Genomic DNA, 24,287 nt, shown 5'->3' with positions numbered 1-24,287 from the left:
TGCCGTACATTCGACCCGTCCCGGAGTCCCTGCCCCGGGTCCTGTTTCCCCTGATCTCCCGAGGTGTGCGTGAGCGAGGTATCCGAGCCGTCGAACGACGCGGGCACCGGCCCGAAGCGTCGCGGCCGCAAGAAGAAGCGCCACACCGTCGGCACGGTGATCCTCTCCACCATCCTGGTGCTGAGCCTCGTCACCGGGCTCGGTGCCGTCGCGTTCTACCGCAGCATCTCCGGCAACATCAACAGGTCCACCGCGCTGGACGAGGTCAACAACCGCCCGGAGGACTTCGACACCGGTCCGAAGAAGCCGGTGCGGATCCTGGTCATGGGCACCGACACGCGCCTAGGCAAGGGCAACAAACTCGACGGCGAGAATGTCGGCGTGGAGCACTCCGACACCAACATCTTGCTGCACATCTCTGCCGACCGGAAGCGTGCGTACGGCATCTCGATCCCGCGCGACTCACTGGTCACCCGCCCCGATTGCGGCGCGAACGACGAGATCGCGGGCGCGGAGAATTCGATCTGGAACAAGGCCTTCGAGATCGGCCGGGAGGGCTGCACGGTCGAGCAGTTCGAGCTCAACACGGGCGTCCGTGTCGACGGTTTCGTGAAGCTCGACTTCAACGGCTTCAAGGGCATGGTCGACGCGCTCGACGGCGTCCCGGTCTGCGTGCCCTACGACATCGACGACCCCAAGCACGACATCTTCATCAAGGCCGGTGAGCGGGAGATCCGCGGTGCCGAGGCCCTCGACTACGTGCGCGTGCGGGCCGTGGGAAGCGGGTCCGACATCGGCCGCATCTCGCGCCAGCAGACTTTCATCGCCTCCATGGTGAAAAAGGTCAGCTCTGCCGGCACGCTCTCGCGTCCGGACAAGGTGCTGGCCTTCCTCAAGGCCGTGGCGAGTGCCCTGACGATCTCCGAGAACATGAGCGACCTCAAGCAGCTCGCCGGCATCGCCATGAGCCTGCAGAACGTCGGCATGGACAAGGTGCAGTTCGTGACCGTGCCGTTCACCGAGTTCCCGCGGGACTCACCAGACTGGGGACGCGTGGCCTGGACCGAGCAGGCCGACGAGATGTGGCGCAGGATCGCCCGTGACAAGCCGCTGGGCGCCGAGCTCACCTCCAAGGCGATCCGCGCCGACCGGGCGCCCGGCAAGGAGAAGGGCGATTCCTCCGACTCGCCGAGCCCCTCGGCCAGCGAGTCGCCGGAGCCGGGCGAGGAGAAGCCGACCGAGGCAGAGGTCCGGGCAGCTGAGTACGAGGCGCGCTGCGCCTGAGCCGTGCGTACGCCCCGCCTCGGGGTCCCGGCGTAGGCTGGTCGCATGAGTGAGAAGGACAGTTCGGCGGTCGAGCCGGACTGGAAGAAGCGACGCCGCCTCGCCGAGATCTTCGGCGACGTCCTCCCCGCGACGACCAGTGACGAGCGGGACCCGGACAGCCGCGCGGCGACCAAGGAGTCAGCCAGCGAGGCCTGGCTCAAGCGTCAGGTCCCCCCGCACCACGGCGGCCACTGAGGTCAGCCGCGCTGCGCCTGCGCCTTGAGCAGGTCGCGGATCTCCTGGAGCAGCTGGACGTCCTCCGGGGCGGCCGCGTCCTCCTTGTCGGCGTCGGGGAAGTACTTCTCCTTGGCCTTCGTGTAGGGCACGACGATCGCGAAGTAGACGACCGCCGCCAGGATCAGGAAGGCGATCAGGGCCGTGATGAAGGCGCCGACCGAGACATCCTTGGGGGCGTAGTTCGAGAAGTCGGGCTGGTCGCCCAGGAGACCGATGAGGTCCATGATGACGTCGACCATCGCCGTGACCACGGTGGCGAAGGCGCCGCCCATGATGAACGCGACGGCCAACTCGATGAGGTTGCCTCGCAGGAGGAAGGCCTTGAAGCCGCTCATGTGTCTCTCCAGATCTTCAGGGGCGCAGGGGGTGTGACCGCCCCACGCTAACGCGACCACACGACGGTGAGGTACTGCTGCACGGCGGCGACCGTGACCCCCTGCACCTCCTCCGGGAGCAGGGCGAGGACGACCAGCCGCCCCGTCGTGGCCTGCCCGGTGACGCCACCGGGCTCGGTGGGCAGCGCGACCACGGGGGCGTCCCGCGCCACCGTCGACGCTGCTCCGGTCGAGGGGTCGGCGCTGAGCACGTCGACGGCGTCGCCCACGCGCAGCAACCCGACCGCGGCTGGGTCCGGCACCCGTACGGGCACCGCGGCACGTCCTGGATAGCCCGCCGCGAGGTCGGGGCCGAGCACCCTGGCGTCGGTCACTGGTTCTCCACGTCGCAGAGGGCTGGCCAGCTGTGCTCCCTCCGGCGCGTCCACGATGCCGTCGGGCACGTCCTCGGGCGCGTACGTGGCCCGGACCACGTCGCCGGCGACCAGGCTGGTCCCGGCCGGGAGGTCGCGGGAGGCGACCCAGGTCTCGACCCCGGGTGGGGAAGCGGGGGAGACCGTCCTCAGGGTCGCGAGGGCAGCGACGCCCACGCAGCACGCCGCGAGACCTCGGCGGTGCGCGAGCACGTGGCGGCGCCACCAGCGACGGGCCAGGAGACGAGTGCGCCCGTGGGCAGGAGAGGTCTCAGGAGCAGGCATGCGGCGACGCTAGAAGAGCGTCGCGGGGCAGCGGACCACTCGTGCACAGAGCTGCCGGGGGCGCCGCGCCTGTTCAGGCGCGGCGGCGCTCAGCTGGTGTGTGGTGTCAGCTGGCGGTGGTGGCCGGCGCAGCGCTCGAGGTGCCCGAGGTCGAGGTGCTTGACGACGAGGTGCTCGAGGGGCTGCTCGAGTCCGAGGAGGTCGAGGAAGCAGGGACGCTGGAGGACTGACCCGAGCGGCTGTCGGTGCGGTAGAAGCCCGATCCCTTGAAGACCACACCCACGGCGTTGAAGAGCTTGCGCAGGCGCCCGTGGCACTGGGGGCACTCGGTCAGCGCGTCGTCGCTGAAGCTCTGGAACTGCTCGAAGGCGTGGTCGCACTCGGTGCAGGCGTATTGGTAGGTCGGCACGTCGCACATGATAAAGCACCTCGGGTAGGCAGAATGTCCAGCGATGACCACGCCGACTGCCCCTGTGACCCACGCCTCGTCCGGAGTCCACGTCCCGGAGGCGTCGTGGTGGGTGCGCTACCGCGCCTGGCCCACGTGGGCCCACGTCACCACGGGTCTGGTGCTGGCGCTGGTGCTGCTCCTGGTGGCGCTGTCGGCCTACGCCGTGAACACCTACCGCGCCCCGCTGCCGCAGACCACCGGGGAGGCAGACCTCCCCGGCCTCGGGGGTGCGGTGGAGGTCCTGCGCGACGAGCACGGCGTCCCGCAGATCTACGCCGACACCGACCGTGACCTCGTCCGCGCCCAGGGCTACGTGCACGCCCAGGAGCGTTTCTTCGAGATGGACGTACGTCGTCACGCGACGGCCGGTCGCCTCGCCGAGCTCTTCGGGCGTGAGGCGCTCGACAGCGACCTGATGGTGCGCACCATGGGCTGGCGCCGTGTCGCGGAGGAGGAGCTGGGGCTCGTCTCCTCCGGCACCCGGGCGCTGCTGGACGCCTACGCCGACGGGGTCAACGCCTACCTGGCCCAGCGCGACCCGGGTGAGGTCGCGGTGGAGTACTCGGTGCTCGGACTGACCGGGGTCGACCACGTCCCGACGAAGTGGTCGGCCACCGACTCCCTGGCCTGGCTCAAGGCGATGGCATGGGACCTGCGCGGCAACATGGACGACGAGGTCGACCGCGCCGTGGCGGCGCTGGACAACGACGCCGACGTGGTGGCCGCCCTCCACCCCGACTACGACTTCGGAAGCAACCTCCCCATCGTGCGCGGCGGTGAGGTCTCGGATGGGCGGTTCGAGGCCCGGGCGCCGTCAGTTTCCCGCGCCCGCGACGGCGCCGGGAGCGCCACCGGCACCGCGACGGGCACCCGCACCGCCGACGACGCTGCGCGCGAGGCGGGTGCCGCCCTGCGCGGCGTCCGCGACGCGGTCGACGCCGTGCCCGCGCTGCTGGGACGCGGCGACGCCCTCGGCTCCAACTCCTGGGTGGTCGCCGGGTCGCGCACCGCCAGCGGCAAGCCCCTGCTGGCCAACGACCCCCACCTGGGCACGAGCCAGCCCGGCATCTGGATGCAGATGGGGATGCACTGCCGCCAGGTCACCGACGACTGCACCCTCGACGTCGCCGGGTTCACCTTCTCCGGCTTTCCCGGTGTCGTGATCGGGCACAACGCCGAGGTCGCCTGGGGCCTCACCAACCTGGGCGCCGACGTCACCGACCTCTACCTGGAGCGCATCGACGGCGACTCCTGGTGGCACGGCGGCGAGGCGCGCCCGCTCCGGACCCGCACCGAGGTCGTCAAGGTGCGGGGTGAGGACGACTTCGCCCTGCGGGTCCGTGAGACCGACCACGGTCCGCTGATCTCCGACGTCTCCCAGGACGCGAGCTCGATCGGTGCCAACGCAGCTGGTGCGGAAGATGCCGGTCCGTACGCGGTGGCCCTGCGCTGGACCGCGCTCGACCCGGGCGCCACCGCCGACGCCGTCTTCGCGCTCAACCGGGCCCAGGACTGGGACGACTTCCGCGCCGCCGCCGCCCTCTTCGACGTGCCGTCGCAGAACCTGGTCTACGCCGACCGAGCCGGCAACATCGGCTACCAGGCTCCCGGAAAGATCCCCGTGCGCAAGGCTGGTCACGACGGCCGTACGCCCGCTGCCGGGTGGTTGACCCGCAACGACTGGACGGGGAAGTACGTCCCGTTCGAGGCGCTGCCCTCGGTGCTCAACCCCGACGAGGGTTTCATCGTGACCGCCAACCAGGCGGTCATCGGCGACGACTACCCCTACTTCCTCACCGACGACTGGGACGATGGCCACCGCGCCCAGCGCATCCGCGACCTCCTCGTCGACCAGCGCGAGCTGACCGTCGACGACGTGACTCGCATCCAGCTCGACGCCCGCAACCCGTTGGCGCCCTCCCTGGTGCCCGCCCTGGAGTCGATCCACGGCCTCGACCCCTACGTCCAGGAGGCGGTCGACCTGCTCTCCGAGTGGGACGGCCAGGACGACGCCGACAGCGCGGCGGCCGCGTACTTCCACGTCGTGTGGGAGCGGCTGCTCGCCCTGACCTTCCATGACGACCTGCGCACACGCATCCACCCCGGCGGCGGCGCGCGCTGGGTGAGCGTGGTCCAGAACCTCCTGCGCGATCCCACCCACGTGCTCTGGGACGACCGCGAGACCGAGGAGACCGTCGAGGTGCGAGACGACGTGCTGCGCAAGGCCTTGGTCGAGGCGCGCGACGAGATGACGCAGCGTCAGGCGCGCAACCCGGACCGCTGGCAGTGGGGCAGGGCGCACCGTCTGGAGCTGACCCACGCCACGCTCGGCACCTCCGGGATCGGGATCGTCGAACGGATCTTCAACCGCGACGGCGGCGGCATCGGCGGCAGCGGGGCCGTGCCCAACGCGACGGCGTACGACCTCACCGACGGCTTCACGGTGACCTCCGCGCCGTCGATGCGGATGGTGGTCGACCTGGCCGACTTCGACGACTCGCGCTGGGTCAACCTGACGGGTGTGTCCGGCCACCCGGCCTCGGCGCACTACGACGACCAGGTCGAGGCCTACGTCGAGGGGCGCACGTTGCCGTGGCGGTGGAGCCGCGAGGAGGTACGCCGGGCGAGCGGCGACCGGTTGCTGCTCAGGCCGACCGAGTAGGCCTCAGCCGAGCGGGAGGACGCCGTCGCGGGTGATGGCTGCGTCGACGACCTGGTCGTGCGCCTCGACCGGCACCCGCTGCCCGACCTCGCCCGGGTGCAGCAGCACGGCGACGAAGGCCCCCTCCACGCGGGCGAGCGCCCGGTCGTAGGAGCCGCCGCCCCGCCCCAGCCGGTGGCCGGTGGTCGAGACCGCGACGCCCGGCACGAGCACCACGTCGGCCTCGGCGACCGCGTCCTTGCCCAGCGCCTGCGTGCTGGGGTGCCGGGTGCGCCGCAGCCCGTCGACGAGGGCGTCGGCGCCGGCGTACTCCGCCCAGTCGAGGTCGTCGTCGGCGAGCAGCACCGGCAGGAGCACCCGTACGCCGGCCTCGCGCAACCGCTCCAGCAGCACGTGGGTCCCGGGCTCGCTCCCGCTCGAGACGTACGCCGCCACGCACGCCCCCGGCGAGAGCTGCGGGAGGGCGAGCACGTGGGTGCTGAGGCGCTCGGCGGTGGCCTCGAGCTCGTCGGGGCCGAGTTGTGCGCGGGCGGCCAGAAGGGTGCGGCGCAGCGCCTTCTTGGCCGCCACCGACGCGGTGTCCGTGACCGCTGTGTGGGGGAAGGCGTCGTCCGTCACGCGATCAGCCTACGATCGTAGGTATGGCAACGACTGTTCGGAGCAAGGGCCTGGAGGCCGCCCGCGCCAAGATGCGCGACGCCGGTGTCGACGAGGTGGCGATCGAGACCTTTGCGCACTACTACCGACTCCTCGAGCACGGCGAGACCGGCATGATCGCGGAGTCCTCCATCGAGCCCCTCGACATGGAGAAGCTCGACGACGTGGAGGTCAGCGACGAGGACGCGCTCGCCGCCGTGCGCGCCACCGCCGTCATCAAGCTCAACGGCGGTCTGGGCACCTCGATGGGCATGGACCGGGCCAAGTCGCTGCTCTGCGTGCGCCGTGGCCTCTCCTTCCTCGACATCATCGTGCGCCAGGTCCTGCAGCTGCGGAAGACCTACGGCGCCACCCTGCCGCTGATCTTCATGAACAGCTTCCGCACCTCGCAGGACACCCGCGACGCGCTCGCCCGCTACACCGACCTGGCGGTCGAGGGCCTGCCCCTGGAGTTCCTGCAGAACAAGGAGCCCAAGCTCCTCCTGAAGGGCCTCACGCCGGTGGCGTGGCCCCCTGCCCCCGACCTCGAGTGGTGCCCGCCGGGTCACGGTGACATCTACACCGCGCTCCAGGGCTCGGGCCTCCTCGAGCAGCTGATCGACGCCGGCTACCGCTACGTCTTCGTCTCCAACTCCGACAACCTCGGCGCGGTCCCCGACGCCCGGGTCGCCGGGTGGTTCGCGACCTCGGGTGCCCCCTTCGCGATCGAGGCCGTGCGCCGCACCGCCTCCGACCGCAAGGGCGGCCACTTCGCCCGCCGCAAGTCCGACGGACGGATCGTGCTGCGGGAGTCGGCCCAGACGCTCGAGTCCGACAAGGAGGCGCTGGCCGACCTGGACCGGCACCGGTTCACCTCCACGAACAACCTCTGGTTCGACCTGCACGCCATGCGCGACACCCTCGCCCAGCGCAGCGGCATCCTGGGGCTGCCCCTGATCCGCAACGTCAAGACCGTCGACCCCGCCGACCCGACCTCGCCCGAGGTCGTCCAGATTGAGACCGCCATGGGCGCGGCCATCGAGGTCTTCGAGGGAGCCAGGACCATCGAGGTGGGCCGTGACCGCTTCGTACCGGTCAAGACCACCAACGACCTGCTGGTGCTGCGCTCCGACATCTACGACCTGGGCCAGGACTTCGTGCTCGACCAGGTCACCGACACCGTCCCGTTCGTCGACCTCGACAGCGACTACTACAAGCTCGTGAGCGAGTTCGACAAGCGTTTCCCCGAGGGCGCGCCGTCACTGCGCGAGGCCTCCTCGGTCCGCATCGAGGGTGACTGGACCTTCGGGCGCGGCGTCCGCCTGAAGGGCGACGTGGCGCTCGAGGCGACCTCCGCGCAGCGGGTCGCCGCCGGCGAGGTGCTGGGTGACGGCAACAGCGACGGCAACAGCGACGGCAACGACGGCGGCGCCCATGCCTGAGGCCCCCTCCGACGTGACCAGCGTCGACGAGCTGGTCTCCCGGATCGTCTCCTCGGTCAGCCCGCTGGCCGACTTCCCGCTGCCCCTCATGGAGGCGTTCGGGATGGCGATCGCGGAGGACGTCGTCGCCGAGGTCGCCCTGCCGAGCTTCGACAACTCCGCGATGGACGGCTACGCGGTGCGCGCGGCTGACGTCGCGGGTGCCACCGCCGACGCCCCCGTCCGCCTTCCGGTGGTCGGCGAGATCAGCGCCGGGCGGGCCGCCCACCTTGCCCTCTCCCCGGGCACGGCCGTCAAGATCATGACCGGTGCGCCCGTGCCCGCCGGTGCCGACACCGTGGTGCCCTACGAGTGGACCGACCGTGGCGTCGCCACCGTGCGCATCGAGCGTGGCGCCGACGCCGGGGCCAACATCCGTCGGGCGGGGGAGGCCGTGCAGGCCGGTGACCTGGTCGTCGAGCACGGCACCGTCCTGGGGCCGCGCCACCTCGGCCTGCTCGCCTCGATCGGCCGGGCCACCGTGAGGTCCCGTCCCCGACCGCGCGTCGTCGTCATCTCCACGGGTTCGGAGCTGCGCGACCCCGGCACGCCGCTGGGCCACGACTCGATCTACGACGGCAACTCCTACCTGCTCGCCGCGGCCGCCCGACAGGCCGGTGCAACGGCGTACCGCGTCGGCATCGTGCCCGACGACGTACGTTCGTTCACCGAGGCCCTCAGCGACCAGCTCGTGCGCGCCGACCTGGTGATCACCTCCGGCGGTGTCTCCGAGGGCGACTACGACGTGGTCAAGGAGGCGCTCGGCGGCCTCGGCACCGTCTGGTTCGGCAAGGTGGCGATGCAGCCCGGACGTCCGCAGGGCTTCGGCGTGGTGGGCGAGGACGAGGTCCCGATCTTCACGCTGCCCGGCAACCCGGTCTCGGCCTACGTCTCCTTCGAGACCTTCGTGCTGCCGGCGCTGCGCACGATGATGGGCAAGAGCCCGGCCTCGCGACCCACCCGTCGCGCCCGCCTCACCGAGCCGATCACCTCGACGCCCGGCAAGCGCCAGCTCGTGCGCGCCGTCCACGGCGCCGACCGGGGTGGGGCCTGGGTGACGCCCGTCGGCGGCCACGGCTCGCACATGATCGGTGACCTGGCCGCCTCCAACGCGCTCGTCGTGGTGCCGGAGGAGAGCACCGGGGTCAGCGCCGGCGAGATGGTCCAGGTGCTCTGCCTGGACGAGGACTTCTGACGACGACTGCCGAGGAGGCACGCGTGGGCGAGGCAACGGGACTGACGCACGTCGACGAGTCCGGGGCTGCCCGGATGGTCGACGTCTCCGACAAGGCGGTCACGAAGCGTACGGCGGTGGCCTCCGGGCGCGTGCTGGTCAGCGGCGAGGTCGTCGCCCTGCTGCGCGGAGCGGGGGTCCCCAAGGGAGACACCCTGGCGGTCGCCCGGCTGGCGGGGATCATGGGCGCGAAGCAGACGCCGACGCTGGTGCCGCTGTGCCACCCGCTGGCTCTCTCGTCGGTCACCGTCGACCTGGTGGTCGCCGACGACGCGGTGGAGATCACCGCCACGGTCTCGACGACCGACCGCACCGGCGTGGAGATGGAGGCGCTGACCGCGGTCTCGGTGGCCGCTCTGACCGTCGTCGACATGGTCAAGGCGGTCGACAAGGCGACGGTGATCACCGACGTACGCGTGGAGTCGAAGGCTGGCGGCAGGTCGGGGGACTGGTCCCGATGAGCGCCGCCCCCACGGCGGTCGTGGTGGTGGCCTCCAACCGGGCGGCGGCCGGGGTCTACGCCGACGAGACCGGGCCGGTGATCGTCGAGTGGCTGCGCGGCCGGGGCTTCACCGTCCAGGACGCCGTCGTGGTGCCGGACGGGGATCCCGTCGAGCAGGCACTGCGGGAGGCGGTCGCCGCTGGCGCGCGGGTCGTACTGACCACCGGAGGCACCGGTCTGACCCCCACGGACCGGACGCCGGAGGCGACCCGTGCGGTGCTCGACGCCGAGGTCCCGGGCATCGCCGAGGCGATCCGGGCGTACGGCGTCGCCCAGGGCGTGCCCTCGGCCATGCTGTCCCGAGGACTGGCCGGCCTCTGCGGACGTACGCTCGTGGTCAACCTCCCTGGCTCACGCGGCGGGGTGAAGGACGGACTCGCGGTGCTGGCCCCCGTGCTGGCGCACGCGGTCGACCAGGTCGCCGGAGGTGACCACCCCCGAACGGACGGAGACTGAGGATGGCTCAGGGATGGCCTGCCGTGCTCGTCGACGGTCCGCTCAGGATCCGGCCGATCGCCCGCAGCGACGGTCGGGCGTGGATGGAGGCGCGTTCCCGCAACCGCGACTGGCTCGAGCGCTGGGAGGCCACCGTCCCGGCCGGCACCGAACCCCGGCCCTCGGCCTTCAACCAGCTCGTGAGGCGGCTGCACCGTTCGGCGAAGCTGGGCACCACGATGCCCTTCGTGATCGAGGTCGGCGGGTCGCTGGTGGGGCAGGTGACGGTCAACAACATCGTGCGCGGATCTGCCCAGTCGGCCTCCGTCGGCTACTGGATCGACCAGGCGGTGGCGGGCCACGGCCTGATGCCGCACTCGGTCGCCCTGGTGATCGACCACTGCTTCACCACCGCTGGACTGCACCGCATCGAGATCTGCATCCGCCCCGAGAACACCAACTCGTTGCGAGTCGTGGAGAAGCTCCAGATGCGTGAGGTCGGGCTGGCGCCGCGCTACCTGCACATCGACGGCGACTGGCGCGACCACCGGATCTACGCGGTGACGAAGGAGGAGGTCCCCGACGGGATGCTCGCCCGGCTGCGGAGCTCGCGGGAGATCGGGCCCCCCTTCGCCGGGTGAGGCGGCACGGCACGACCTCGGTGACCACAAATCACAACAGTCACACCAGTAGTTGCGCGACACACCTGCCGCGTTGCACTTCACACGGCCTCGGCGAATCTAGTCTCGTCACGTGGACCCCAGCGCACTGATCTTCGTCGCCCTCGCCGTGGCGTGGGCCGTGTATCTGTTGCCCAAGGCGCTCCAGCACCATGACTCGGTGCAACGCAGCCGCTCGGTGGAGCGCTTCTCCCACCGGATGCGGGTGCTGGCTCGGCGCGAGCCCACCTCGTCCCGCGACGCCCGCCTGGTGATCCAGCCCGGTCGTGCTCCCTCCCGTCCCGTGATCGAGACCAAGGGGCCGGCCCCGGTCGTCGCCTCCGTCGCTGCTCGGCGCGCTGCTGCCAACCGCGCGGCCCGTCGTCGGCGCAACGTCCTCTCGGTGATCCTGCTCGGCCTGGTCGTCGTCCTGGCCCTGGCCGCCGCCGACGTCGTCACCTGGTGGGCGGTCACCGCCCCGGCCACGCTCCTGGTCGCCTGGCTGGTGGCCTGCCGCCTCATGGTGAAGTCCGAGCGGCGCGCAGCCCCGGTCGTACGCCGTGCTCCGGTCGCCCCGCCGGCCGAGGCCGACGAGCCGACCGCGGCCCACCCCGTCGTCACCGCGGAGCTCTCCGACTCCTCGGTCTCCATGCCTGCCGTCGAGGCCGACCTGGACCCCGACGACCCGTCACGCTGGGACATGGTTCCCGTGACCCTGCCGACCTACGTCACGAAGCCCGCCGTCGCGCGGCGCACCGTGCAGACCATCGACCTGGAGTCGACCGGAGTCTGGACCTCGGGCCACTCCGAGTCGGAGTCGGCCCTGGCCCGCACCGCGCAGGAGATCAAGAAGGCCGAGGCGCAGGCGGCCGAAGAAGCGGCTCACCGCCGCGCCGTCGGTCACTGACCCACCGACCGAGCCACCTGATTGGTTGGGTCGGGGCGTGGGATGCTATGTTTTCTGACGCATCTTCGGGTGCGTGGGCCTCACGGCTCACGGGGCTTTGGCGCAGCTGGTAGCGCGTCTCGTTCGCAATGAGAAGGTCAGGGGTTCGAATCCCCTAAGCTCCACCACTCACAGGATCCGGTCCGTCACTCGACGGACCGGATCCTGTGCGTTGCGGTGCCTCTCAGCCCTGGACGGCGTCGCCGATCGGTGTGCTGCCGTTGCGGAACGCGATCGACCGCCCCACGGTGGCCGGGTCCGCCAGCACCGCCGCCACGACCGCCGCCACGTCGCCGCGGCTCACGGAGGTGTGCCCGTCCTCGGGCACGGCGTCGAGACGGTCGATCTTCCCGGTCGGCTCGTCGAGCGTCAGGGCGCCGGGCTGCAGGATCGTCCAGGCCAGCCCGCTGTCGCGCAGGTGCTCGTCGGCCGCCACCTTCGCGTCGGCGTAGGGGTAGAAGGAGTCGTCCTTCGGAGGGAGGTTCTCCCGGGAGGCGCCCAGGAAGGAGACCATCGCGTAACGCTCCACCCCGGCGGCCCTGGCGGCGTCCATGCTGCGGATCGCGGCGTCGCGGTCGACGGCGTACGTGCGCTTCGGGTCGCCCCCGCCGGCTCCGGCGGACCACACGACAGCGTCGTGGCCGCGTACGAGCTCGGTCAGGGCCTCGGTGCTCATCGTCTCGACGTCGCCCACCACGGGCTGGGCGCCGGTGGCGGCGACCTCCGCCTCGTGGTCGGGGTTGCGGAAGACGCTGGTGACCTCGTCGCCGCGCTCGACCAGCTGCGGGGCCAGGCGCAGAGCGACCTTGCCGTGCCCGCCGATGATGATGACCTTGGACATGCGTCCTCCTCGTGAGGGTGGGGGTTCGTCCGGGTGACCCCTACCCGTCCGAGGGCGATTCGATGCCCGACTCACCCCGCGGAGGTAGTACATGGTGCGGTGCACGCTGTACCGTCAACCCTCGTGAGCAAGATCGGTCGCCCCGCGGGGCCAGCAGCGGACACCGTCTCCACCGTGTTGACTGCGGCGCTGGAGGTCCTCCTCACCGAGGGGGGCGCCGCACTGACCCCATTGCGCCTGCACCAGGCCACCGGAGTCTCCCGTTCGACCATCTACCGGCACTGGGCCACGCCCACCGACGTGCTGGCCGCCCTCATCGACGTGGCGCCGCCGGTGCAGCGGGTGCTCTCCGGCGACCCGGTCGCCGACCTGCACGCCGAGGTCGACCTGCTCTGTGACCGCCTGCGTGACCGACCGGTGGCCGCCTTCCTCCAGGCGCTGGTCACCATGGCTGCCAGCGACGACGCGGCGGGTCCGCTGCGCCAGCGCTACGTCGACGACCTGGTGGCTCCCTTCCGCGCGGTCCTGGCCAGCGACGGAGTGACGGGGGAGCGCGCCGACGACGCGGTCAACGCGATCGTGGCGCCCCTGCTGGTCGACGCCCTGCTCCTCGACCGTCCCGCGAGCCGTGAACGCGCCCACCGGGCGGTCGACCTCTACTTCCCCCAGGACGCGGCATGACCAACGTCGTCGGCCCGCGCGCGGTCTTCGGCGTCATCGTCCCCTCCACCAACACCGTCGTCGAGCACGACTACTGGAAGGCCGGGGTGGAGGGCGTCGCCTTCCGGGCCGGCTCGATGTACATCCCCGACCCGACGATCGATGGCGACGCGGGCTTCGAGGCCCTGCTCACCCAGATCCGCGCCTCCATGGACGACGCCGTGCGCGATGTCCTCACCGCTGAGCCCGAGCGCATGGTGATGGGCATGTCGGCCGAGACCTTCTGGGGCGGGGTGGAGGGCAACGCGGCGTTCGAGCGGCGGATCACCGAGCGCACCGGCCTGCCGGTCACCACGGGCGCGAGCGCCTGCCGCGCCGCGCTCCAGGTGCTGGGCGTACGCCGTGTCGCCGTCTTCTCGCCCTACCAGCCCGTGGCCGACCGTGAAGTCGGACGGTTCTTCACCCAGGCCGGCTTCGACGTGGCTGCCATCACGGGCCTGCGCTGCCCCACGGCGATGGACATCGCCCGCGTGGAGGAGGACCGGCTGCGCGAGGTCGTGGCCGAGATCGACGGCCCAGACGTGGAGGCGATCGTGCAGGTCGGCACGAACCTCTCCTTCGTCCGGCACGCCGAGACCTTCGAGGCCGAGCTGGGCAAGCCGGTCGTGGCCATCAACGCCGCCACCCTGTGGCACGCGTTGCGCGAGCACGGCATCGACGACCGGGTCGAGGGCTCAGGGACGCTCCTGCGGGAGCACTGACCCCGGGCACGCAAACGCCGAGCCCGCCCGCACACGCGGGGCAGGCTCGGCGCTGGAACGCTCAGGCGCTGGAACGCTCAGGCGTCGGCAGGCTGGGCCGCGACCTCGTCGCCGAGGGCGGTCTCCTCGCCGAGGACCGTGGCGCGGAGCAGCTCCTCGGCCGCGCTCTCCTCGATCGAGAGCGACAGCGCCAACTCGGCGAGCACGAGGCGGCTCGAGGCCTTCAGCATCTCGCGCTCGTTGGGAGAGAGTCCGTGCTCCTCCTGACGACGGATCAGGTCACGCACGACGCTGGCCGTGGTCGGGAGGTCGCCGAGCTTGAGGCGCTCGGAGTTGGCCTTCATCCGGCGCGACCAGTTCTGCTCCTGGGCGCCGGTGGGAGCACGAAGCACGTCGAGCAGGTCGTTGGTCTCGTCCTGGGCGAAGACGGCCCGGACGCCGACCTCGTCGGCCTGGTCGATGGGAAGGTTGATCGACAGGTCGCTGCTGTGAACCTTCAGTTCCAGGTACTGCCTCTCCTTCCCCTTGAAGGTACGGCTGAACACCTTGGCCACGGTCGCGGGACCGTGGTGGGGGTGGATGACCGTCTGGCCCTGGGAGAACTCCATGCTCACACTCTTCGTTTGATGCGGATCGGCGTGCGGCGCCGCTCATGACGAGCAGAACGGCACCCTCATTCTCTCACGTCACTCCACAGCCCGGCGCCACTCTCCCGAAGCAGCACGACCGGGCCGCTCGTGGGAGCGACCCGGTCGTGTCGGCTGACCGCCGAAGGGGCGTCAGGGCAGCTCGGTCACCCGGTCCGTGGGAGCCGGTGCCAGCTGGGGGCGCGCTGCCATGTAGTCGACCAGGGCGGCGAGGTCGTCGCCGCCTCCGGCACGGTTGGTGCCCTCGGTGAAGACCGTGAACCCGTCCCCGCCGTCGGCGAGGAAGTTGTTGGTCGTGATCCGGTAGGTCGCGCTCGGGTCGAGCGTGACCCCGTTGATCGCGATCGTCGCCGGGTCGATCTTGTCCCCGGCCGGTCGCGACATGTCGTAGGTGTAGGTGAAGCCCTCGGAGACTCCGAGGTGGAACCGCTTGGTGTCTCCGGCGAACTGCTGCTCGAGCAGCCGTTCGATGGCGTCACCGGTGAGGTCCATGGTCACCACGAGGTTGCCGAAGGGTTGCACCGCGAAGGCCTCGCCGTAGGTCACCTCGCCGGGGCCCTCCCCGCCGCTGACCTGGCTGTAGGTCAGGTCGGCACGCACGCCACCGGGGTTCATGAAGGCGGCCACCGAGCCACCGTCCGCCGGGGCGGAGGTGGCTGCGAGCTGGGCGTCGGCGATGAGGTTGCCCAGGCCGGACTCGGTCTGCCGGTCGGCGGCCCGGGTGATGTCGCCGGAGATGGTGCCCACGACGCGGTTGGAGATCGGGGCGGCCAGCGCGCTCCACTTGGCGATGATCGCGCTCTGCCTGGTGTCGGCGGGCACGTCGCGGGTCACCAGGTGGTTGGTCGAGGTGACCTTGTCGCGCACCACGTCACGCGTACGCGGGTCGAGCTGCAGCCACGTCTCGTTGACGACGCGCCCCTGCGACGAGGCGCTCGTGACGTAGCGGGTGTTGCCGCGGGCGTCGGGCAGCGGGCAGACGTACGGGGAGTGGGTGTGCCCGGTGACGAGCAGGTCGACCTCGGGGTCGAGGTTGTCGTTGATCGTCTTGATCGGGTCGGAGAGGCCGCCGCACTCGTCGTACGTGCCGGGGGCGAAGCCGCCCTCGTGCAGCAGCACCACGAAGGCCTCGACACCCTTGCGCTTGAGCTGGCGCACCAGCTGGTTGGCGGTCCGGGCCTCGTCGAGGAAGCGGACGTCACGGATGCCCGCCTGGGCGACGATCTCAGGGGTGCCCTCCAGCGTCATGCCGATGTAGGCCACCTTGATGCCCTGGTAGCGCTTGATCTCGTAGGGCGGGAGCACGGTGCGCCCGGCCTTGCGGGTGCCCGGCTTGTACTCCACGTTGGCGGCGAGCCACTGGTGGTCGGCGCCGCGGAAGCGCTTGTCGGTGTAGCAGCCGTCGACCGGGTGGCAGCCGCCGTTCTGCATGCGCAGCAGCTCGGTGACGCCCTCGTCGAACTCGTGGTTGCCGACCGAGGAGATGTCGAGGTCCATCGCGTTGAGCGACTCGACCGCCGGCTCGTCGTGGAAGAGGCCGGACAGGAAGGGGGAGCCGCCGATCAGGTCGCCGGCCGCGACGGTCGTGGAGTGGCGCACGCCCTTGCGCAGCTTCTTGAGGTGGGTGGCGAGGTATTCGCCGCCACCGACGACGGTGTTGCTGGGGTCGTCGGCCTCGCCGAGGATGGCGCTGCTGCCGGCCGGCGCCTCGATCTGACCGTGGTAGTCGTTGAAGGAGAGGACCTGGACTCCGACGGTACGGTGGTGGGAGGGCTTGTGGTGGCCCGGTGTGGCGGTCGATGCCTGACCGAGACTGCTGACGAGTAGGGCGGAGGCGGCCAGGGTGGCGGCCATGGCTCCGATGCGGGTGCGCCTGGACATGTGTCTCCTCGAGAAGGGGCGTGTCGCTCGTCCGGGCATCCTCACCCGGCTGGCGGCCACTGTCCATACCCCTGGGGGGGCGCCAGCGTGCGCCTGCTCACATTCGCGCTCCCGGCGGGGCATCCCTTGGGTTTCCCGACACCCTGTCCGTAAACTTGCCGACGTTGTGTCGTCAAACCTCATCTAGGTGGACCCATGTTCCTCGCTCTTCGTGAGCTCCGCTTCGCGCGGGCCCGGTTCGGACTCATGGGGGCAGTGATCGTCCTGATCGCCATCCTCATGGTGCTGCTCTCCGGCCTCGCCCAAGGCCTGACCAAGGACGGAGTCTCCGGACTCCAGAACCTCCCCGTCAGCTCCTTCGCCTTCGAGAAGGACATCCAGAAGGACTCCGCCTTCACCCGCAGCGTCGTCGAGGTCGACGACGCCGAGGCCTGGGCCGAGCAGCCCGGCGTCAAGGACGCTGCGCCGTTCGGTCTCGCGCTGGTCAACGGTGCCAACCAGAAGGGCACCCAGATCGACCTGGCCCTCATCGGCGTCGAGCAGGACTCGTTCGTCGCTCCCGAGGCCGCCCAGGGCGACGGCCTGGTCGACGCCCACTCGGTCGTGCTCTCGGCCGACGCCGAGGAGCAGGGCATCGAGATCGGTGACGTCATCACCCTCGAGCAGTCCGACATCGAGCTGACCGTCAGCGGTTTCCTCGACGGCCAGAACACCTTCGGCCACGTCGACATGGGCTACGTCGAGCTGCCGACCTGGCAGGCAGCCGCGGCCGGCGTCTCGCTCGACGCCGACCTCCCGCAGGGTCGCGACAACCAGGTCAGCGCCATCGCCGTGCAGTACGACGACGAGCCGACCGCCGACCAGCTCGCTGCCGGTGACGAGAAGGTCGGGACCTCCTCGCTCACGCTGAAGGAGTCCTACGGCGCGTCGCCCGGCTACACCGCCGAGACCTCGACCCTCATGCTGATCCAGGTCTTCCTCTACGCGATCTGTGCCCTCGTGGCCGGTGCGTTCTTCACCGTGCTGACCATCCACCGCAAGGACGAGATCGCCGTCATGCGCGCGATGGGTGCCTCCACCGGCTACCTGCTGCGTGACGGCCTCGGACAGGCACTGATCCTCCTCCTCGTCTCGGTCGGCCTCGGCGTCCTGATCGGCGTCGGTGCTGGTGCCGGGCTGCAGACCACGGCCATGCCGTTCGCCCTGCAGGTCGGCCCGATCGCCCTGGCCTCGGTCCTGCTGATCGTCCTGGGCCTCGTGGGTGCCGCCATCGCCATCGTCCGCATCACCCGAGTCGACCCCCTCACCGCGTTGGGAGCCAGCCGATGAACGGCCTCAAGATCACCGACGTCAGCCTCACCCTGGGTGACGGCGACGAGATCGTCACCGCACTCGACCACGTCAGCCTCGAGGTCGCCCCCGGCGAGTTCGTCGCGGTCGTCGGCCCCTCGGGCTCGGGCAAGTCCTCGCTGGCCGTGGCCGGCGGACTGAGCACCCCTGACTCGGGCCAGGTGCAGATCGGCGACGAGGAGCTCGTCGGCCGCTCGGCCAAGGAGCTGTCGCGGATCCGCCGCGAGAAGATCGGCTTCGTGTTCCAGACGTCCAACCTGGTGCCGGCCCTGACCGCCGTCGACCAGCTGCGCCTGCCCACGACGTTCGGCAAGTTCGCCGACACCCGTGACCCGCACGCGCTGCTGGACGAGGTCGGCATCGCGCACAAGGCCGACCGTCGCCCCCACGAGCTCTCCGGTGGCGAGCGTCAGCGCGTCGGCATCGCCCGGGCCCTGATGGTGCGCCCGAAGGTGCTGCTCGTCGACGAGCCGACGGCCGCACTCGACCGTCAGCGTTCCCAGGAGGTCGTCTCGCTGCTCGCCCGGGAGACCCGCGAGCAGGGTGTCGCCACCGTGATGGTGACCCACGACCGGGACGTGCTGTCGCACTGCGACTCGGTCTACGAGATGGTTGACGGACGTCTGACCCGCCAGCCCTGAGGGAGCAGTGGAGAGAAATGCCCCGGATCAACGCCGCAAGTCTTGCCGAGCACCGCGCCAAGCAGCGCCGAGCTCTGCTGGACGCTGCCCGGGACCTGCTCGCCGACGGGTCCGCCGCCCCCAGCCTCGCTGAGGTGGGGCGGCGGGCCGGTCTGGCGCGCACCAGCCTGTACCAGTACTTCTCCTCCCGCGAGGAGCTCCTCGACGCGGTGATCGCCGACGTCCTGCCGGGATGGCGCGAGCGGATCCACGTCGCCATGAGCGCTGCCGCGACTCCCGGGGCCAAGGTGGCGGCGTACATCGAGGCCAACCTCGCGCTCGTCGACGAGGGCGAGCACGCCGTGGTCCGCGGCCTGGCGACCCACGCCCGGGACCGGATGGCCACCGCGGGGGGCGAGCTGCACGAGGAGATCGGCCGGCCGCTGCTCGAGGCGCTCGGCGGCGCCGAGGCGCTGGCCGAGCTGGTGCAGTCGGTCGTCTACACCGCCTCGCGGATGCTGGAGGAGGGCCGCGACCGGGCCACCGTCACCGGCCACGTCGCCACCCTGCTCGGCCCCTTCTTCAAGAGTCTCGACGACTGATCCCCGCCGACTGATTTCCACCCTCTGATTCCCATCGTCTGGCGAGTTTGCTCGACGTTTCGGCCCCGGGTGCGGCAGGGTGCGGGCATGCGAACGCGAGCACGTCGGGGACTGCGCAGCACGGTGTCGAGACTGGCCGCCCGGATGCCCGGTGCGACCGGGACACCCCGGATGCCCCGGATGCGGGGTGTGCCCGCCGGCGTCACGGCGCCCTTCTGGGCGGTGACCGGTGTCCACCTCGTCGCCCAGCTCGGGGTGGCGGCCGGCGTACCCGGGGCCGGCGTCGTCGCGCCGGTCTCGAAGGCGCTGCTGCTCCCGGCGCTCGGACTCGTGCTCGCCCACCGACGCCGGACCGCCTCCGGTCCGCTGCCCTCCTGGTGGCCGCTGGCCGCGGTGGGCGTGACCTTCAGCTGGTTCGGCGACCTGGCGCTGATCAACCCCGACCTCTTCCTGGCCGGTGTCGGCCTCTTCGGCATCGCGCAGGTCGCCTACGCCGCCGCGTTCGTCCGTGCGGGCGACGCCTCGCGCACCGCAGGCCGTCCGGCCCTGCTCGCCCCGTACGTGGTGTGGTGGCTGGCGCTGGCCGGCTTCTTCCTCGCCACCGGTGGGGTGAGCCCGTTCCTCTTCGCCGTGGCGCTCTACGGCCTGGCGCTGGGAGCGATGGCCTTCCTGGCGCACCGGGTCTCCCCGGCCACGGCTGCCGGCGCCGCCCTCTTCGTGCTCTCCGACTCCCTGATCGGCCTGGGGGGCGCCGGTCTGGCCCTGCCTGCCCACGGCTTCTGGGTGATGTCGACCTACCTCGTGGCGCAGTGGCTGATCGTGCAGGGTCTCGTCGAGAGCTCCGAGGCCCCGATCAGATCCACGACTTCAGCCACATTCGCCGCATCCACTCCCCGTGGGTGATGAGCTGGTCGGTCCAGATCGGCCAGAACCAGCCGAACGCCAGCACCACGGCGCCGACGAAGACGCCTGAGACGACGGCGCCGACCGTGCGCCTCGTCGACGCCCGCAGCGTGGGCCCGAGCAGCGCGCCGATGCACAGCGTCAGTGAGAGCACGACGAAGGGCAGGATGGCGATCGCGTAGAAGAGGAAGATCGTGCGGTCGTCGTAACGCAGCCACGGCAGCCACGTGGCGGCGACGCCGACCACGGGGACGCCGAAGCGCCAGTCGCGGCGCCCGACCCACAGCACCAGTGAGGCGACCAGCGCCACGCATCCGCCCCACCAGAGGATCGGGTTGCCCAGCAGCAGCACCTGGCGCAGGCACGACGAGTCGGCGGCGGCCCCGCAGCCCTCGGTGTCGGGCTTGATGTCGAGCTGGGCGTCGACCCCGACGGGCCGGTTCTGCACCAGCCAACCCCACGGCTTCGAGGCGTAGGTGTGGGTCGCGTCGTTGAGGAACTCGGTGTGGAAGTTCCACACGTCGCGGTGGTAGGAGGCCAGCGAGCGCAGCGTCTGCACGGCCTCCTTCGGCACGCACAGGCTCGTCACTGCGTCGAGTGGGCCGTCGCACGCGGCGTCCGGCTGCGTGGCGCTGGGCCACTTGCCGCCACCGTTGAACCGCGAGTACTGGGTGTCGGAGAGGTGCTGCTCGTACTCCTCAGCGTTGAGCATCCAGCCGGTCCACGACAGCACGTAGACGACGAAGGCCACGCCGACGAGGTGCAGGAAGGCCGGGACGCCGTCGACGAGGGCCGACTTCGCCACCGCCCACCGCACCCGCAGGGAGCGACGCGCCACCGCGTTGGAGACCCACGCCCAGACACCGAAGGCGGCGAGCGGGTAGAGCGCGGTCCACTTGGTGCCCACGGCGAGGCCGAACCAGAGCCCTGCGGCCAGCAGCCAGGGCCGGTAGAGCCAGACCGGGCCCCACGTGCCGACGGGCTGGTCGGCCGCCTCGGCGGTGCGGCGGGTGAACCACTGCCGGTCGGCGACGACGCAGTGCACGCCCAGCAGCATGAAGAAGGCGAGGAAGATGTCGAGGAGCGCCAGGCGCGAGAGCACCAGGTGCAGTCCGTCGAGGGAGAGCAGGAAGCCCGCCAGGAGGCCGAGGAAGACCGATCCGGTGACCCGGGTGGCGAAGCGGCACATCACCAGCACCATCAGCGAGCCGACGATGGCCGAGGCCATCCGCCAGCCGGTGGGATCCATCCCGAAGATCATCTCCCCGGCACCGATCAGCCACTTGCCGACCTCGGGGTGGACGATCATCTCGGGGGTGTCGGTCCACAGGTTGTCGGTCTGGCCGGTGAGGATCTTGGCGTCGGCGTCGTCGACGTAGCTCCTGGCGTAGCCGAAGTGGGTCAGCGCCCACCCGTGCTTGGCGTAGTAGGTCTCGTCGAAGGCGAACGAGTTCGGCTCACCGATCCGGAAGACGCGCAGCACGAACGAGAAGAGCGTGAGCAGCGCGGCGCCGCCCAAGGCGTACATCGGCTGCTCGAGGCCGCGACGCGGTGGGGCGTGGGCAGGCTCGACTCCGCGCGGGGTGGGGGTCCGGGCTTCGGACCGGGGCTTCGCCCGCGTGGGGAGCCTCGCCTCAGGGGTCACGATCGGTCACTGTAGTCATCACACGGCAGGATGGGGCCCATGTCAGCGGCGACGTCTCCCAGAGCGAGCGGATCGAGAGCTCACGAATCGAGCGCGAAGGGACCGGACGCGGCGGGTCCCGGGGTCCTCGTGCTCGCCGGGACCCCGATCGGTCAGGCGGGTGACGCGCCGCCGCGCCTGGCCCAGGAGCTCGCCGGCGCCGACGTCGTCGCCGCGGAGGACACCCGCCGGCTCAAGCGGCTGACCACCGACCTCGGCATCACCCTGTCGGGGCGGGTCGTCTCCTACTTCGAGGGCAACGAGCAGGCGCGTACGCCCGTCCTGCTCGAGGCCCTGCTCGCCGGCGAGCGGGTCGTGCTGGTCACCGACGCCGGGATGCCCAGCGTCTCCGACCCCGGCTACCGGCTCGTGGCCGCGGCCGTCGAGGCGGACGTCCGGGTCACTGCGGTCCCCGGGCCCAGCGCCGTCCTCACGGCGCTGGCCGTCTCGGGCCTGCCCGTGGACCGGTTCTGCTTCGAGGGCTTCCTGCCGCGCAAGGCCGGCGAGCGCTCACGCCGCCTGGAGTCACTGGCGCGTGAGGAGCGCACGATGGTCTTCTTCGAGGCGCCGCACCGCACCGAGGCTGCCCTCGAGGCGATGGCCGCCGCGCTCGGCGACGAGCGTCCCGCGGCGGTCTGCCGAGAGCTCACCAAGACCCACGAGGAGGTCGTGCGCGGTGGCCTGCGCGAGCTGGCCGACTGGGCCGCCGAGGGCGTACGCGGTGAGGTCACCGTCGTCGTCCAGGGAGCCGCGCCGACGGCCGCGGTCGAGAACACGCCCGAGGCGTTGCGCGAGGCGGTGGCGGAGCGCGAAGGTGGGGGGATGAGCCGCAAGGAAGCGATCGCCGCCGTCGCCAAGCTGGCGGGCGTGCCGAAGCGCGAGGTCTACGACGTGGTGCACGTCCGATGAAGAGCTTCGTGCGCGACGGACTCTCGTTCGACGTCACCACGGGCGGGCCCGTGGACGGCAGGCCGGTGGTGCTGCTCCACGGGTTCCCCCAGCGCGCCACCGCCTGGCGTGAGGTCGAGCCGGTGCTGCACGCCGCGGGGCTGCGGACCTACGCCCCCGACCAGCGCGGCTACTCGCCGCACGCCCGCCCCAAGGGGCGCTGGAACTACCGCATGCGTGACCTCGTCGGCGACGTCGTCGCGCTCGTCGAGGAGATCGGCGAGCCGGTCCACCTGGTCTGCCACGACTGGGGAGCGATCGTGGGCTGGGGCCTGACCACGTCGCGGCCCGACCTCGTCCGCACGCTGACCGCCGTCTCGGTGCCGCACCCCGGCGCGATGGCGCGGGCCACCATGACCAGCACGCAGGCGCTGCGCTCGTGGTACTTCGCACTCTTCAACGTCCCCTTCCTGGTCGACGGGATCGTCAACGCCCGTCCGCACGTGCTCGACGGCTGGCTGCGCGGCAGCGGCATGACCGACGAGCAGCTCGAGCGCTTCCACCGCGAGATCGTCGCCGACGGTGCCCTGAGCGGTGCCCTGGCGTGGTACCGCGCCCTCCCGCTCTCCCTCCTGCCGTCGGGCCGGCCGTCGGGCAGCCGCCAGGTCACCGTGCCCACGACGTACGTCTGGAGCACCGGCGACAGCGCGATCTCGCGGGCGGCCGCCGAGGCGTGCGACGAGTTCGTCGAGGCCGACTACCGCTACGTCGAGCTCGACGGCGTCAGTCACTGGATCCCCGAGGAGGTCCCGGCCGTGCTGGCCGAGATCATCCTGGAGCGGGTCGACGGCGCCCATGAGTGACCATCCCGTCCGTGAACGGGCGGCGACCGAGGAGAAGTCGGGCGCGAGGCGTGAGCGCGAACGGCCTCCCGCCCCCGAGCCGCTGCCGCACCCGGTCGTCGACAACCACTGCCACCTCGACATCGCCGACGGCGACTGGTTGGCGACGGACGAGGCGCTGGCTCGCGCGGCGGCCGTGGGGGTGACCCGTATCGTCCAGATCGGCTGCGACCTGCCGGGTGCTCGTTGGGCCGTCGAGGCTGCCCGTGACCACGCGGCGATCGTCGCCGGCGTCGCGCTGCACCCCAACGAGGCGCCCCGCCTGGCCGAGAAGGGCGAGCTGGAAGCGGCGTTGGACGAGATCGAGCAGCTGGCCGCCGCGCACCCGGACGTGCGAGCGGTGGGGGAGACCGGGCTGGACTTCTTCCGCACCGGTCCCGAGGGCGTCGCGGCGCAGGAGGAGAGCTTCCGACGCCACGTCGACATGGCGAAGCGCCTCGACAAGACGCTGGTGATCCACGACCGCGACGCCCACCGGGCCGTGCTGGACGTGCTCGACTCCGAGGGTGCGCCCGAGCGCTGGGTGATGCACTGCTTCTCCGGCGACGCCGACTTCGCGCGCGAGTGCCTCGACCGTGGCGCCCACCTGAGCTTCGCCGGGACCGTGACCTTCAAGAACGCCCACCCGCTGCGCGAGGCGCTCGCGGTGACACCGCGTGACCGCCTCCTCGTCGAGACGGACGCACCGTTCCTCACGCCCGTGCCGTGGCGAGGACGCCCCAACGCCTCCTACCTCATTCCGCTCACGATGCGGTTCATGGCCGAGGTCAGGGGAGACGACCTCGGGGAGCTCTGCGCGGCCGTCGACACCAACACCGAAGTCGCCTTCGGGGGCGCGTGGTAGCGCTCTCAGCGCCGGATCCTCGACGAGAGCCTCGTCACGCGCCGAGACCGCGTCATTCAGGCGTGATCGTTCCGTGATCTGACGTGGTGGGCCCCCTGGGAG

Annotated in this window: 26 protein-coding genes and 1 tRNA gene; 19 read left to right on the top strand and 8 right to left on the bottom strand. The window is 71.2% G+C overall.

Annotated features, from left to right (window positions below):
- The first annotated feature begins 69 nt into the window (after nt 1-69).
- Nucleotides 70-1,284: an LCP family protein gene (locus FCL41_RS14190; RefSeq protein ID WP_137065013.1), complete on the top strand. Its 1,215-nt coding sequence runs from the start codon at nt 70-72 to the stop codon at nt 1,282-1,284.
- Nucleotides 1,285-1,329: 45 nt separating this feature from the next.
- Entirely contained in the window at nt 1,330-1,521 is a 192-nt protein-coding gene (locus FCL41_RS14185) for a hypothetical protein (RefSeq protein WP_137065014.1), read from the top strand.
- Between the two features lie 2 nt (nt 1,522-1,523).
- On the opposite strand, the gene mscL is transcribed toward FCL41_RS14185, so the two are convergent.
- The 3 genes from mscL to FCL41_RS14170 form a co-directional block, all read right to left on the bottom strand.
- Complete coding sequence (mscL, locus tag FCL41_RS14180) at nt 1,524-1,898, bottom strand: large conductance mechanosensitive channel protein MscL (RefSeq protein WP_137065015.1); 375 nt, start codon at nt 1,896-1,898, stop codon at nt 1,524-1,526.
- A 47-nt stretch (nt 1,899-1,945) separates the two neighbouring features.
- Nucleotides 1,946-2,596: an SAF domain-containing protein gene (locus FCL41_RS14175; protein WP_137065016.1), complete on the bottom strand. Its 651-nt coding sequence runs from the start codon at nt 2,594-2,596 to the stop codon at nt 1,946-1,948.
- Nucleotides 2,597-2,702: 106 nt separating this feature from the next.
- Entirely contained in the window at nt 2,703-3,014 is a 312-nt protein-coding gene (locus FCL41_RS14170) for an FmdB family zinc ribbon protein (protein ID WP_137065017.1), read from the bottom strand.
- A 34-nt stretch (nt 3,015-3,048) separates the two neighbouring features.
- On the opposite strand from FCL41_RS14170, the gene FCL41_RS14165 reads away from it, so the two are divergent.
- Nucleotides 3,049-5,709: a penicillin acylase family protein gene (locus FCL41_RS14165; protein ID WP_137065018.1), complete on the top strand. Its 2,661-nt coding sequence runs from the start codon at nt 3,049-3,051 to the stop codon at nt 5,707-5,709.
- Nucleotides 5,710-5,712: 3 nt separating this feature from the next.
- Here the strand turns inward: FCL41_RS14165 and FCL41_RS14160 are convergent, their stop codons facing one another.
- Entirely contained in the window at nt 5,713-6,327 is a 615-nt protein-coding gene (locus tag FCL41_RS14160; RefSeq protein WP_239021655.1) for a 5-formyltetrahydrofolate cyclo-ligase, read from the bottom strand.
- 23 nt (nt 6,328-6,350) lie between these two features.
- Here FCL41_RS14160 and FCL41_RS14155 point away from each other — a divergent pair, with 23 nt between their 5' ends.
- From FCL41_RS14155 to FCL41_RS14125, 7 genes are all read left to right on the top strand, one after another.
- Nucleotides 6,351-7,787, top strand: a complete 1,437-nt coding sequence (locus tag FCL41_RS14155) for a UTP--glucose-1-phosphate uridylyltransferase (protein WP_137065019.1) — start codon at nt 6,351-6,353, stop codon at nt 7,785-7,787.
- Nucleotides 7,780-9,021: a molybdotransferase-like divisome protein Glp gene (gene glp, locus FCL41_RS14150; RefSeq protein WP_137065020.1), complete on the top strand. Its 1,242-nt coding sequence runs from the start codon at nt 7,780-7,782 to the stop codon at nt 9,019-9,021. The genes FCL41_RS14155 and glp overlap by 8 nt, the downstream gene beginning before the upstream one ends.
- Before the next feature lie 23 nt (nt 9,022-9,044).
- Nucleotides 9,045-9,521, top strand: coding sequence for a cyclic pyranopterin monophosphate synthase MoaC (gene moaC / locus FCL41_RS14145; protein WP_212723063.1), 477 nt, complete (start codon nt 9,045-9,047; stop codon nt 9,519-9,521).
- The gene (locus FCL41_RS14140) at nt 9,518-10,018 is read left to right on the top strand and encodes a MogA/MoaB family molybdenum cofactor biosynthesis protein (protein ID WP_137065022.1); all 501 of its coding nucleotides are present in this window, start codon (nt 9,518-9,520) and stop codon (nt 10,016-10,018) included. Before moaC ends, FCL41_RS14140 begins: the two co-directional genes overlap by 4 nt.
- Nucleotides 10,019-10,020: 2 nt before the next feature.
- Complete coding sequence (locus FCL41_RS14135) at nt 10,021-10,638, top strand: GNAT family N-acetyltransferase (protein WP_137065023.1); 618 nt, start codon at nt 10,021-10,023, stop codon at nt 10,636-10,638.
- A gap of 112 nt (nt 10,639-10,750) precedes the next feature.
- Nucleotides 10,751-11,563 carry a divisome protein SepX/GlpR gene (gene sepX / locus FCL41_RS14130; RefSeq protein ID WP_137065024.1) on the top strand — a complete coding sequence of 271 codons (813 nt, stop codon included), beginning with the start codon at nt 10,751-10,753 and terminating at the stop codon, nt 11,561-11,563.
- 91 nt (nt 11,564-11,654) lie between these two features.
- Nucleotides 11,655-11,730: transfer RNA gene (locus FCL41_RS14125), tRNA-Ala, on the top strand.
- 56 nt (nt 11,731-11,786) lie between these two features.
- On the opposite strand, the gene FCL41_RS14120 is transcribed toward FCL41_RS14125, so the two are convergent.
- Nucleotides 11,787-12,443: an SDR family oxidoreductase gene (locus tag FCL41_RS14120; protein WP_137065025.1), complete on the bottom strand. Its 657-nt coding sequence runs from the start codon at nt 12,441-12,443 to the stop codon at nt 11,787-11,789.
- Between the two features lie 123 nt (nt 12,444-12,566).
- Here FCL41_RS14120 and FCL41_RS14115 point away from each other — a divergent pair, with 123 nt between their 5' ends.
- Together FCL41_RS14115 and FCL41_RS14110 are read left to right on the top strand one after the other, a co-directional pair.
- Nucleotides 12,567-13,124: a TetR/AcrR family transcriptional regulator gene (locus FCL41_RS14115; RefSeq protein WP_137065026.1), complete on the top strand. Its 558-nt coding sequence runs from the start codon at nt 12,567-12,569 to the stop codon at nt 13,122-13,124.
- A complete protein-coding gene (locus tag FCL41_RS14110) occupies nt 13,121-13,864 on the top strand; it encodes a maleate cis-trans isomerase family protein (protein WP_137065027.1) in 744 nt (247 codons plus the stop codon). Before FCL41_RS14115 ends, FCL41_RS14110 begins: the two co-directional genes overlap by 4 nt.
- Before the next feature lie 77 nt (nt 13,865-13,941).
- Here the strand turns inward: FCL41_RS14110 and FCL41_RS14105 are convergent, their stop codons facing one another.
- Nucleotides 13,942-14,472 carry a CarD family transcriptional regulator gene (locus FCL41_RS14105; protein WP_137065028.1) on the bottom strand — a complete coding sequence of 177 codons (531 nt, stop codon included), beginning with the start codon at nt 14,470-14,472 and terminating at the stop codon, nt 13,942-13,944.
- Nucleotides 14,473-14,643: 171 nt separating this feature from the next.
- On the bottom strand, nt 14,644-16,392 hold the full coding sequence (locus tag FCL41_RS14100) for a bifunctional metallophosphatase/5'-nucleotidase (RefSeq protein WP_170970191.1): 1,749 nt from the start codon (nt 16,390-16,392) through the stop codon (nt 14,644-14,646).
- Nucleotides 16,393-16,587: 195 nt separating this feature from the next.
- Between FCL41_RS14100 and FCL41_RS14095 the strand changes: the two genes are divergently transcribed.
- The 4 genes from FCL41_RS14095 (at nt 16,588) to FCL41_RS14080 (ending at nt 19,867) form a co-directional block, all read left to right on the top strand.
- Entirely contained in the window at nt 16,588-17,721 is a 1,134-nt protein-coding gene (locus tag FCL41_RS14095; protein ID WP_137065030.1) for an ABC transporter permease, read from the top strand.
- Nucleotides 17,718-18,383 (top strand): ABC transporter ATP-binding protein, encoded by a 666-nt coding sequence (locus tag FCL41_RS14090; protein WP_138868069.1) that lies wholly within the window; start codon nt 17,718-17,720, stop codon nt 18,381-18,383. Before FCL41_RS14095 ends, FCL41_RS14090 begins: the two co-directional genes overlap by 4 nt.
- A gap of 17 nt (nt 18,384-18,400) precedes the next feature.
- Entirely contained in the window at nt 18,401-18,964 is a 564-nt protein-coding gene (locus FCL41_RS14085; RefSeq protein ID WP_137065032.1) for a TetR/AcrR family transcriptional regulator, read from the top strand.
- 87 nt (nt 18,965-19,051) lie between these two features.
- Nucleotides 19,052-19,867 (top strand): lysoplasmalogenase, encoded by an 816-nt coding sequence (locus FCL41_RS14080; RefSeq protein WP_137065033.1) that lies wholly within the window; start codon nt 19,052-19,054, stop codon nt 19,865-19,867.
- Here FCL41_RS14080 and FCL41_RS14075 read toward each other — a convergent pair.
- On the bottom strand, nt 19,818-21,512 hold the full coding sequence (locus FCL41_RS14075; RefSeq protein ID WP_239021654.1) for a dolichyl-phosphate-mannose--protein mannosyltransferase: 1,695 nt from the start codon (nt 21,510-21,512) through the stop codon (nt 19,818-19,820). The two genes, FCL41_RS14080 and FCL41_RS14075, sit on opposite strands and share 50 nt — an antisense overlap.
- A 129-nt stretch (nt 21,513-21,641) precedes the next feature.
- Here FCL41_RS14075 and rsmI point away from each other — a divergent pair, with 129 nt between their 5' ends.
- The 3 genes from rsmI to FCL41_RS14060 are packed head-to-tail and all read left to right on the top strand — an operon-like array spanning nt 21,642 to nt 24,185.
- A complete protein-coding gene (gene rsmI / locus FCL41_RS14070) occupies nt 21,642-22,460 on the top strand; it encodes a 16S rRNA (cytidine(1402)-2'-O)-methyltransferase (RefSeq protein ID WP_239021653.1) in 819 nt (272 codons plus the stop codon).
- Entirely contained in the window at nt 22,457-23,302 is an 846-nt protein-coding gene (locus tag FCL41_RS14065) for an alpha/beta fold hydrolase (protein WP_137065035.1), read from the top strand. Before rsmI ends, FCL41_RS14065 begins: the two co-directional genes overlap by 4 nt.
- Nucleotides 23,295-24,185, top strand: coding sequence for a TatD family hydrolase (locus FCL41_RS14060; RefSeq protein ID WP_137065036.1), 891 nt, complete (start codon nt 23,295-23,297; stop codon nt 24,183-24,185). The genes FCL41_RS14065 and FCL41_RS14060 overlap by 8 nt, the downstream gene beginning before the upstream one ends.
- The last annotated feature ends 102 nt before the right edge of the window (nt 24,186-24,287 follow it).

This window comes from Nocardioides jishulii (assembly GCF_006007965.1).
GTDB classification, from domain to species: domain Bacteria; phylum Actinomycetota; class Actinomycetes; order Propionibacteriales; family Nocardioidaceae; genus Nocardioides; species Nocardioides jishulii.
This window is presented reverse-complemented; position numbering and strand designations above follow the sequence as displayed.

Excerpts from the sequence above, each read along its gene's own strand:
- FCL41_RS14185 (WP_137065014.1), top strand. The coding sequence starts at position 1,330 with ATGAGTGAGAAGGACAGTTCGGCGGTCGAGCCGGACTGGAAGAAGCGA.
- mscL (WP_137065015.1), bottom strand. The coding sequence starts at position 1,898 with ATGAGCGGCTTCAAGGCCTTCCTCCTGCGAGGCAACCTCATCGAGTTG.
- FCL41_RS14175 (WP_137065016.1), bottom strand. The coding sequence starts at position 2,596 with ATGCCTGCTCCTGAGACCTCTCCTGCCCACGGGCGCACTCGTCTCCTG.
- FCL41_RS14170 (WP_137065017.1), bottom strand. The coding sequence starts at position 3,014 with ATGTGCGACGTGCCGACCTACCAATACGCCTGCACCGAGTGCGACCAC.
- FCL41_RS14165 (WP_137065018.1), top strand. The coding sequence starts at position 3,049 with ATGACCACGCCGACTGCCCCTGTGACCCACGCCTCGTCCGGAGTCCAC.
- FCL41_RS14155 (WP_137065019.1), top strand. The coding sequence starts at position 6,351 with ATGGCAACGACTGTTCGGAGCAAGGGCCTGGAGGCCGCCCGCGCCAAG.
- glp (WP_137065020.1), top strand. The coding sequence starts at position 7,780 with ATGCCTGAGGCCCCCTCCGACGTGACCAGCGTCGACGAGCTGGTCTCC.
- FCL41_RS14140 (WP_137065022.1), top strand. The coding sequence starts at position 9,518 with ATGAGCGCCGCCCCCACGGCGGTCGTGGTGGTGGCCTCCAACCGGGCG.
- FCL41_RS14135 (WP_137065023.1), top strand. The coding sequence starts at position 10,021 with ATGGCTCAGGGATGGCCTGCCGTGCTCGTCGACGGTCCGCTCAGGATC.
- FCL41_RS14120 (WP_137065025.1), bottom strand. The coding sequence starts at position 12,443 with ATGTCCAAGGTCATCATCATCGGCGGGCACGGCAAGGTCGCTCTGCGC.
- FCL41_RS14110 (WP_137065027.1), top strand. The coding sequence starts at position 13,121 with ATGACCAACGTCGTCGGCCCGCGCGCGGTCTTCGGCGTCATCGTCCCC.
- FCL41_RS14105 (WP_137065028.1), bottom strand. The coding sequence starts at position 14,472 with ATGGAGTTCTCCCAGGGCCAGACGGTCATCCACCCCCACCACGGTCCC.
- FCL41_RS14100 (WP_170970191.1), bottom strand. The coding sequence starts at position 16,392 with ATGTCCAGGCGCACCCGCATCGGAGCCATGGCCGCCACCCTGGCCGCC.
- FCL41_RS14095 (WP_137065030.1), top strand. The coding sequence starts at position 16,588 with ATGTTCCTCGCTCTTCGTGAGCTCCGCTTCGCGCGGGCCCGGTTCGGA.
- FCL41_RS14090 (WP_138868069.1), top strand. The coding sequence starts at position 17,718 with ATGAACGGCCTCAAGATCACCGACGTCAGCCTCACCCTGGGTGACGGC.
- FCL41_RS14085 (WP_137065032.1), top strand. The coding sequence starts at position 18,401 with ATGCCCCGGATCAACGCCGCAAGTCTTGCCGAGCACCGCGCCAAGCAG.
- FCL41_RS14080 (WP_137065033.1), top strand. The coding sequence starts at position 19,052 with ATGCGAACGCGAGCACGTCGGGGACTGCGCAGCACGGTGTCGAGACTG.
- FCL41_RS14065 (WP_137065035.1), top strand. The coding sequence starts at position 22,457 with ATGAAGAGCTTCGTGCGCGACGGACTCTCGTTCGACGTCACCACGGGC.
- FCL41_RS14060 (WP_137065036.1), top strand. The coding sequence starts at position 23,295 with ATGAGTGACCATCCCGTCCGTGAACGGGCGGCGACCGAGGAGAAGTCG.